The 8,766-nt window shown below is 60.8% G+C and carries 8 protein-coding genes and 1 pseudogene; 7 read left to right on the plus strand and 2 right to left on the minus strand.

The window, feature by feature from the left end; all coding sequences use genetic code 11:
• Position 1 precedes the first annotated feature (1 nt).
• From rfbB to rfbA, 3 genes are read left to right on the plus strand one after another with little or no spacing between them, the layout of a single operon-like run.
• Positions 2–1,054 carry a dTDP-glucose 4,6-dehydratase gene (gene rfbB / locus BM333_RS15210; RefSeq protein ID WP_092313694.1) on the plus strand — a complete coding sequence of 351 codons (1,053 nt, stop codon included), beginning with the start codon at positions 2–4 and terminating at the stop codon, positions 1,052–1,054.
• The gene (gene rfbD, locus BM333_RS15215; RefSeq protein WP_092313697.1) at positions 1,054–1,974 is read left to right on the plus strand and encodes a dTDP-4-dehydrorhamnose reductase; all 921 of its coding nucleotides are present in this window, start codon (positions 1,054–1,056) and stop codon (positions 1,972–1,974) included. Before rfbB ends, rfbD begins: the two co-directional genes overlap by 1 nt.
• Entirely contained in the window at positions 1,971–2,846 is an 876-nt protein-coding gene (gene rfbA / locus BM333_RS15220) for a glucose-1-phosphate thymidylyltransferase RfbA (RefSeq protein WP_092313700.1), read from the plus strand. Before rfbD ends, rfbA begins: the two co-directional genes overlap by 4 nt.
• Here the strand turns inward: rfbA and galE are convergent, their stop codons facing one another.
• A complete protein-coding gene (gene galE, locus BM333_RS15225; RefSeq protein WP_218151476.1) occupies positions 2,847–3,818 on the minus strand; it encodes a UDP-glucose 4-epimerase GalE in 972 nt (323 codons plus the stop codon).
• Positions 3,819–3,829: 11 nt separating this feature from the next.
• Positions 3,830–5,098, minus strand: a complete 1,269-nt coding sequence (locus BM333_RS15230; protein WP_177221921.1) for a sugar transferase — start codon at positions 5,096–5,098, stop codon at positions 3,830–3,832.
• Positions 5,099–5,395: 297 nt separating this feature from the next.
• Here BM333_RS15230 and BM333_RS15235 point away from each other — a divergent pair, with 297 nt between their 5' ends.
• The 4 genes and pseudogenes from BM333_RS15235 to BM333_RS16220 all read left to right on the plus strand — a co-directional run.
• Positions 5,396–6,211 carry a glycosyltransferase gene (locus tag BM333_RS15235; protein WP_177221922.1) on the plus strand — a complete coding sequence of 272 codons (816 nt, stop codon included), beginning with the start codon at positions 5,396–5,398 and terminating at the stop codon, positions 6,209–6,211.
• A 161-nt stretch (positions 6,212–6,372) separates the two neighbouring features.
• Entirely contained in the window at positions 6,373–7,449 is a 1,077-nt protein-coding gene (gmd, locus tag BM333_RS15240) for a GDP-mannose 4,6-dehydratase (protein WP_092313712.1), read from the plus strand.
• The gene (fcl, locus tag BM333_RS15245) at positions 7,439–8,395 is read left to right on the plus strand and encodes a GDP-L-fucose synthase (protein ID WP_092313715.1); all 957 of its coding nucleotides are present in this window, start codon (positions 7,439–7,441) and stop codon (positions 8,393–8,395) included. Before gmd ends, fcl begins: the two co-directional genes overlap by 11 nt.
• A 75-nt stretch (positions 8,396–8,470) precedes the next feature.
• A pseudogene (locus BM333_RS16220) lies at positions 8,471–8,717 on the plus strand (IS110 family transposase); the annotation flags it as partial.
• Between the last annotated feature and the right edge of the window lie 49 nt (positions 8,718–8,766).

Consider the following 8,766-nt stretch of genomic DNA (forward strand, 5'->3'; position numbering starts at 1 on the left):
TATGCGGGTTATCATCACCGGGGGATGCGGCTTCATTGGCTCGGCCGTTTGCCGCCATATCGTTGGAGATCTCGGCTGGACTGCTCTCAACGTGGACAGCCTGACGTACGCCGCCAACCCGGCGAATGTCGCGGAACTCGAGGCATCGGGGCGATACGAGTTCCTCAAGGCTGACATCTGTGACGCCGGCGTCATGCGTCAGGCGTTCCACGACTTCCGGCCGGACGCCATCATCCACCTGGCCGCGGAAAGCCATGTGGACCGGTCCATCACCGGCTCGGCAGCCTTCATCCAGACCAACATCGTCGGGACCCACGTCCTGCTCGAGGCAGCGCGGGCCTACTGCGCCGATCTGGAGGGCGAGAGCCGTCGCGCCTTCCGCTTCATTCATGTCTCGACGGACGAGGTGTACGGATCGCTGGGGCCGACGGGGCTGTTCACCGAGACCACCGCCTACGACCCGCGCTCGCCCTACTCCGCCTCGAAGGCGGCGTCGGACCATCTGGTGAGCGCCTGGCATGAGACCTACGGCCTGCAAACTGTCATCACCAACTGCTCGAACAACTACGGCCCCTATCACTTCCCCGAGAAGCTGATCCCGCTGGTCATTCTCAACGCTCTTGAGGGCAAGCCGCTGCCGGTGTACGGCGACGGCTCAAACGTCCGCGACTGGCTGTTCGTCGAGGATCACGCGAAGGGCATCGCTCTCGCGCTGGTTCGCGGCGCTCCGGGCGAAAAGTACAACTTCGGCGGCCGCGCCGAACGGCGCAACCTGGAGGTGGTGGAGGCCATCTGCGATATTCTTGACGCCGCACGCCCCCTCAATCATGCGCGGCGGGAGCTGATTACGTTCGTCACGGACCGCCCCGGCCACGACGCCCGCTATGCCATCGACTCCACTAAGGCCGAACGTGAGCTTGGCTGGTCCTCCAGCGTCACCTTCGAGGAGGGGCTGGGCCGGACCGTGCATTGGTACCTGGCCAACGAGTCCTGGTGGCGGCCGCTTCGCGACGGCGTGTATTCGGGCGACCGTCTCGGCCTGGTCGGAACCTGATGTCCCGCATCCTCGTCCTGGGCCGCTCGGGCCAGGTGGCCACCGCGCTCGTCCCCCGGCTTCGCGCGGACGGGCATGAGGTCGAGGCGGTGGGGCGCGCCGAGGTCGATCTGGCGAACCCGCTTGCCGCCCGGGACGCCGTTCTCGCCCGTAGGCCTGATCTGGTGATCAACGCCGCCGCCTATACGGCGGTTGACCGGGCAGAGATTGAGGAAGCCGCAGCGATGGCGCTCAACGCTGACGGCCCGGCCGCAGCCGCGGCCGCAGCCGCCAGCCTGGGCGCGCCCTTCATCCACTTCTCCACCGACTATGTGTTCGATGGCGAAAAGGGTGAACCCTACACCGAAACCGACGCCACCAATCCGCTCGGCGTGTACGGGCGCAGCAAGCTGCTCGGAGAAGAAGCGTTGGCCGCCGCCAATCCCCGGTCGGTCATCCTGCGTACGGCGTGGGTCTGCAGCCCGCACGGGGCCAACTTCCTCAAGACGATGCTGCGCCTTGCGGCCGAGAGGGAGGAGCTGGGAGTCGTCGACGACCAGCGAGGAAAGCCGACCTTCGCGCGCGACCTGGCTGACGTCGCGGCACTCATCGCGCCTGCCGCACTGACCTCCGGAGCGCCGGACACGTGGGGCGTGTTCCACGTGGCGAGCCGCGGCGAGACGACCTGGTGCGGTTTCGCCCGCGCCATCATGGAAGGTTCGCTCGCCCGGGGCGGCCCCGCCTGCCGTGTGCGCGCCATCTCGACTGAAGACTATCCCACGCCCGCCCGCCGGCCGCCGGACTCCCGGCTGGCGACGGGCCATCTCGAACGCGTGTACGGCGTCAGCATGCCTGACTGGCGCGAGGCGCTCGAGGATTGCCTGGACATCCTTTTGGGCCCGATCAAAACGGGCTCGATCAAAGCGAGGAAAACATCATGAAGGGCATCATTCTTGCCGGCGGCAGCGGCACGCGCCTTCACCCACTGACACTGGTGACCTCCAAGCAGTTGCTTCCGGTCTACGACAAGCCGATGATCTATCATCCGCTGACCACCCTGATGCTGGCAGGGATCACCGAAATCCTAATCATCACCACGCCCTACGACCGGCCGACCTTCGAACGGGTCCTCGGCGACGGGAGCCAGTGGGGGATCTCTCTTAGCTATGCGGAGCAGCCCTCGCCCAACGGGCTGGCGGAGGCCTACATCATCGGCGCAGACTTTGTCCGCGGCCACCACTCCTGCCTCATCCTCGGCGACAATATCATCTACGGCCACGGCCTGCCCGACGCGCTGATCGGCGCGCGGCAGAGGCTCGAGTCCGGCGCCACGGTGTTCGCCTACCAGGTCAACGATCCGGAACGGTACGGCATCGTCACCTTTGATGGTGACGGCATCGCCCGAACCATCGAGGAGAAGCCGAAGTCTCCGCAGTCCGACTGGGCGGTGATCGGCATCTATTTCTACGACCCCGAAGTCGTCGAGATCGCCCGTAGCATTAAGCCCTCCGCCCGCGGCGAACTCGAGATCACCGACGTCAACCGGCACTACCTCGAGCGCGGCTCCCTGAACGTCGAACGGCTGGGCCGCGGCTTCGCCTGGTTCGACGCCGGAACGCACGAGGCGCTTCTGGAAGCGAGCGCTTATGTGAACGTGCTCGAAAAGCGCCAAGGCCTGAAGATCGCTTGCCCGGAGGAGATCGCCTTTCGTCAGGGCCTGATTGACCGTGAAGAAGTCGCTCGCGCCGCGGATGCTCTAAAGAAGAGCGAATATGGAGCCTATCTCTCCAAGTTATCCCTGTCGCCAAGCTAGTTAGCGGTTAAGTGCAGCCTGCCATGCAAGAGCTGACTCCAAAATCGCGGTAAGTTCCTGACGCCGGGGGGTCCAAGCCAACGACCGGCGGATCGCATCCGTGTTAGCGATCAGGCGCGCCGGATCTCCGGGCCGCCGCGGTGCCCGGTCCGCCGCGACCGGGTACCCAAGGACTTGTTCCAAGGCCGCGAGAACCTCAAGCACAGTGTAGCCTTGGCCGTAGCCGCAGTTGAATGCGGCGGGAGTCCCTCCAGCCTCAAGATACTGCAGCGCAGCGACGTGGGCGTCCGCTAGATCGCTGACGTGAATGAAGTCACGCTCGCACGTTCCGTCACGGGTGTCGTAATCATCGCCAAAAACGCTCATCCGACCACGCAATCCCAACGCAACTTCAGTCGCCACCCTAATCAAGTGGGTTGACTGCGGCCCCCTCTGGCCTGTCCTGCCCGCAGGATCAGCGCCAGCAACATTGAAATACCGAAGACAGACCGGCCTAAATTCGGGATGAGCCGCCGCCAGATCGCGGATCATCTGCTCGGACATCCATTTCGACGAGCCGTAGGGACTGATCGGATTCTTCGGAGCGTCCTCCGAGACCGGCAGCGTCTCAGGCATTCCGTAGACCGCCGCCGTCGAAGAGAAAATGAATTCGCCTCCACCGTAGGCGATCCAGCTTTCAAGTAGCGCCAAGGTGCTCGCGGTATTGTTGCGGAAGTACTTTCCCGGATCTCTTACCGATTCTTCAACAACGATGCTGCCCGCAAAGTGCATGAGTGACTTTGGACGACGGTCGCGGAGGATTCCTCGGACAAAATCCTTATCGCCAACGTCACCGATATATAAGTGGACCTGATCGGGAACCGCCAGGCGAGATCCAGTTGAGAGGTCATCAACGACGAAAGGATCGAACCCTTGTTCCAACAAGGCCAACACGGTGTGGCTACCAATGTAGCCCGCGCCGCCCGTCACCATGACGCTCCCAGTCATCGGACCCCCCCCCCGGTCAGCAGAGTGCTCGCTGTCCGCAATATGATCTGCAGGTCCAGCGCGTAGGAAAAATTTTTCAGATAGTAGAGATCGTATGCCAGCTTGACCCGGGTCTCTTCCAAGTCGCTCGCGTATCCAGCCCGTACCTGTGCCCAGCCGGTGATTCCGGGCCGCACAAGACTGCGGTAAGCGAACGCTGGCAATCTGCGGCAGTATTCCTCGGTTAGAAGGGGCTGCTCAGGCCGTGGCCCAATAATGCTCATGTCGCCCTTCAACACGTTCCAGAGCTGTGGCAACTCATCGATGCGGAATCGTCGTAGCCAGTTGCCCAACCGGGTCACCCGCAAGTCATTGCGGCCGGTGGCGCTTTCACCCGCGCCGGGGGCTGCAGGCCTCATGGTGCGTAGCTTGTACATCCGAAATACTTTTCCGCCCAAACCGACCCTAGACTGCACGAACAACACCGGCCTCCCCATCGTCGCCCAGATACCGCATGCTCCGAGCACCAACAGCGGTAGGGCCACGGGCGCAGCGAGAACTACCAGGCCCACATCCAACAGCCGCTTGCGCGTCTGGTACGAAGTCAGCCCGCCCAGGGGCAGGTGATCGAGCGTGAAGTGCTCAATCGATACAATGCCCTGCTCTTCCTCAATATACTCAGCAACGTGCCGCACTGGCTTCCCCGCCATCATCGTCTGCGTCAGAGCCACCGTCCATCCATCGGCCGGCTCAGCTGAGGTCGTAAGCACCAAATCGTAGCCGCGGAGATCCGAGACCGGCGTAGCCAAGTGATCATAGGCGACTCGGAGCTCGCTTGCGATCGGATGCCAAGGCCCAATTAGCGCAGCGCGAGGTTGATGAAAGCTCCGCGCGACAGCCAGGACGAGGAAAGAGGAAGCCACTGATACCCCAGCGGCTAACAACATCAGCTGGTTCGAGTAGTAGAAACGGAAGGCCAGCGTCAGAAATGCAACCGCCCCATGGGCCATGATTGTCACGGTTAGCGCCCCCGCAATTTGCCTATCAAGCCGTCCAACCCGCGCGGTTCGGGCCGCCCCAAGCATCGCTAACGTGTTCGCCCCAGCATTGATGTAGATATGCCGCCACATCGCGACCGCATCCAACTCCGGAGCACGCTCGAAATACACCGCCAGGTTGTAGACTACCGGAAGGACGAGGAGCCCCACCGCGATAGCAGCGATGTTTAGAACGATTGATAACCTCCTCCGTTCTTTCATATGCCTGAACCCAACTTCGAGTAACATGCGCTCGCAGCGAGTCTCAGTGTTGCTATGCATTCTACTGCTTCGTGAGAGATTCACTCGTCGGCCCCGATTGCACCGCAAGATAGCCGGCTTGGACAACCCGCCGCCGCAGGCAGGCGCACGCAGGCGGCACTGCCTATGGTCGTGCGAATAGCACGGGCCTGGGCCGCCAGCCAGATTTTTCCGGCGCACTATGACCCGTTGAAGCCCGCGCGCGCCCTGTGTAAGAATATTCGGACATCCTGTCGCGCTCGGCGTGTATCGACCCGCCGCATCGCTCCCCTTGGGCGAACAATTTTGACACCCTACGCCTTCAGTTGCCTGCTACCAGTCTACCATCGCGACCGGCCGGCGGATCTACGCGCCGCCTTCAACAGCATCCGCTCCAGCACTCTGGCACCATTTGAGGTCATAGTATGTGAAGATGGCGAACTGACTCCGGCTCTCTACGCCGAGATTGAAAGTGTCCAGAGTCTGCCACTACGCCGAGTGCGGAACACCGGCACACCCGGCCTGCACCACAATCTCAACGCCGCTCTTCCCTATGTCAGAACGCCTTGGATCGCCCGGTGCGACGCCGACGATATTAATCACCCGGACCGATTCAGGCGGCAGATCGACTATCTGGTGGAACATCCAGAGATCGACGTTTTAGGTTGCAATATTGTTGAGTTCGATCCCGATGGTCGGACCTGCGCCAAAATGATGCCGTCCGCACCCGCGGATGTGCTTCGGTGGGCGGTAGCTCGAAACCCGATCAACCATATGACAGCACTCATTCGAACAGAAGCACTCTTAGCCTGCGGAGGATACCCCAATGTGCCCCACAAGGAGGACTACGCACTTTGGTTGAAACTGCTCGCGCAGGGCCGCACTCTCGCCAACCTGCCCAGCGCGCTGGTGGAAGCGCGAATGGGCGAAAACTTCTACGCGCGTCGAGGCGGCTGGAAGAACGTGAGGAGCGAATGGGAAATCATGAAGCTTAAGCTTCAGGTTCCCGCGATGCTCCCACTACTTACCGTCGCCTACTTTCTTCTACGTACATGCCTACTTGTAATCGGGCCCCAGTTTCTCGGATCCGTTTACCGCACATTCCTTCGGCGCCCGCGCTAATCCGCGGCCACGTCCCCGTGATTTGTGGGAACGTGCAAAGCCAGCCACCATCTTGGGACCTGGACCTACAAAATTTTGCCTCTTCGCAATCTCATCTCGCGCCAACCGAGGCCATGCGCTAAGAGGACAGCGCGTCGCCTCCGAAGTTCAAAAAGAGACTGATGAGTACCACATCTACACAAAAGGTTGCCTTGATCACGGGGATTACCGGACAGGACGGTGCCTACCTTGCCGAGCTTCTGCTTGAGAAGGGCTACATCGTGCACGGAATTAAGCGCCGATCATCTTCATTCAATACGGGTCGGATCGAACATTTATACCGCGATCCGCACGTGCCCGACGCGAAGTTCTTTCTCCACTACGGTGATCTTACCGACTCGACGAATTTGATTCGGCTCATTCAGCAGGTACAGCCTGACGAGATTTACAACCTCGCCGCCCAAAGCCACGTGGCGGTTTCTTTTGAGACGCCGGAATACACCGCAAATGCCGACGGAATCGGCACCCTTCGTATCCTCGAGGCGATTCGCATCCTGGGCTTGGAAAAGAAGACGCGCTTCTATCAGGCGTCGACATCCGAGCTGTACGGCTTAGTGCAGGAAGTCCCACAGTCAGAGACTACGCCGTTCTATCCGCGCAGTCCCTACGCCGCCGCGAAGCTGTATGCCTACTGGATCGTTGTGAACTACCGTGAGGCATACGGGATGCACGCCTCCAACGGAATCTTGTTCAACCACGAGAGCCCATTGCGCGGTGAGACTTTCGTCACGCGCAAGATCACGCGGGCGGTGGCAGCGATTAAGCTCGGCCACCAAGAAAGGCTGTTCCTCGGCAACCTCGACGCTCGCCGCGACTGGGGACATGCCAAGGAATACGTTCGAGGTATGTGGCTGATCCTACAGCAGGATCACCCCGACGATTATGTTTTAGCCACTGGTGAGACGACCCAGGTACGCGACTTTGTAGAACTCGCTTTCAGCGAAGTTGGCATCCGGCTGCGTTGGGAGGGCGAAGGCGTCGATGAAAAGGGGGTATGTAAGGACACGGGACGGATTTATGTGGAGGTCGATCGACGCTACTTCCGTCCGACCGAAGTGGACCTCCTTATCGGTGATCCCGCCAAGGCTAAGGCGAAGCTGGGTTGGGTTCACGCAACCCGGTGGGACGCTTTGTGTAGAGAGATGGTTGCTGCAGATCTGATAACGGTAGCCCGCGAGCACCTCCACGATGCCCGCTAAAATTATCTTTCCCCTTAAGGGGAAGCGCGTGTGGGTGGCCGGACATCGTGGCCTAGTCGGTTCAGCGTTAGTTCGGCGGCTGCGGCGCGAGGAATGTGACATCCTCGTTGCTGATAGAACAGTAGTTGACCTTACCCAATCGACCCAAGTGGAACGTTGGATGGCCGAGGCCCGCCCGGATGCCATATTTATGGCCGCCGCGAAGGTCGGCGGAATTCTGGCAAACGACACGTACGCTGCCGATTTTCTATATCAGAACCTGATGATCGCAGCTAACGTCACCGAAGCAGCTCACCGCCAAGGCGTTCACAAGTTGTTGTTCCTTGGGTCGAGCTGCATCTACCCAAAAGCAGCCCCGCAACCAATCCGGGAGGACGCGTTGCTTACGGGGCCTTTGGAGCCGACAAATGAGTGGTACGCCGTCGCCAAGATTGCCGGCATCAAGCTTGCTCAAGCCTACAGAAAGCAGCATGGGCATGACTTCATCAGCGCGATGCCCACTAACTTGTACGGTCCCGGCGACAACTTTGACCTCCGGTCCAGTCATGTCCTTCCCGCGCTCATTCGCAAGGCACACGAGGCAAAGGTTTCAGGTGCCAAGGAGATCACGCTGTGGGGTACTGGCTTACCTCGCCGTGAGTTCCTTCACGCCGACGACTGCGCTGACGCGTGCATCTTTCTGATGGAGCGCTACTCAGATGGCGAGCATGTAAACGTTGGATCCGGCAAGGACCTGTCTGTCCTCGATCTCGCCCACTTGGTTTGCGAAGTCGTCGGCTACAAGGGAAGGATCCGCACTGATCCGTCCAAGCCTGACGGAACGCCGCGAAAGCTCATGAGTGGTCAGAAGTTGTCCGAGTTGGGCTGGAAACCCGCTATTGGTCTCTCGGACGGCATCGCTTCAGTCTATGAGTGGTATTTGAAGAACTCGGCGGACGTGATGTGATGGTGTGGATGACCTCCGCCTAACCGGCTGTTCTGGCGGTGTCGTCATCAGGGACGTCACGTCTAGGAGCGGTATCTGCGGCACGGCCAGGTGCTGGCCTTCTTCCAATCGATTGGGCCATGCGTGATCGGGATCGAGGAGTGCGCCTCAGCCCACCACTGAGCGCGTAAGATGATGGCGATTGGGCACGAGGTGCGGCTCACGCCGCCAGCTTACGTGAAGGCCTATGTGAAGCGGGGCAAGACCGACGCGGCCGACCATGCGGTTCGTGGCTGTGAGGTCGAAGGCGCAGCAGGCGGTGTTGTTGCTCCACAAGACCCGGGTGACGTGACCCCCTGAAACTCCTCCAGGAATAGCTAGAGTCCGCCCCT

The sequence above is a fragment of the Brevundimonas viscosa genome, from assembly GCF_900116065.1.
In the GTDB taxonomy this organism is placed as follows: domain Bacteria; phylum Pseudomonadota; class Alphaproteobacteria; order Caulobacterales; family Caulobacteraceae; genus Brevundimonas; species Brevundimonas viscosa.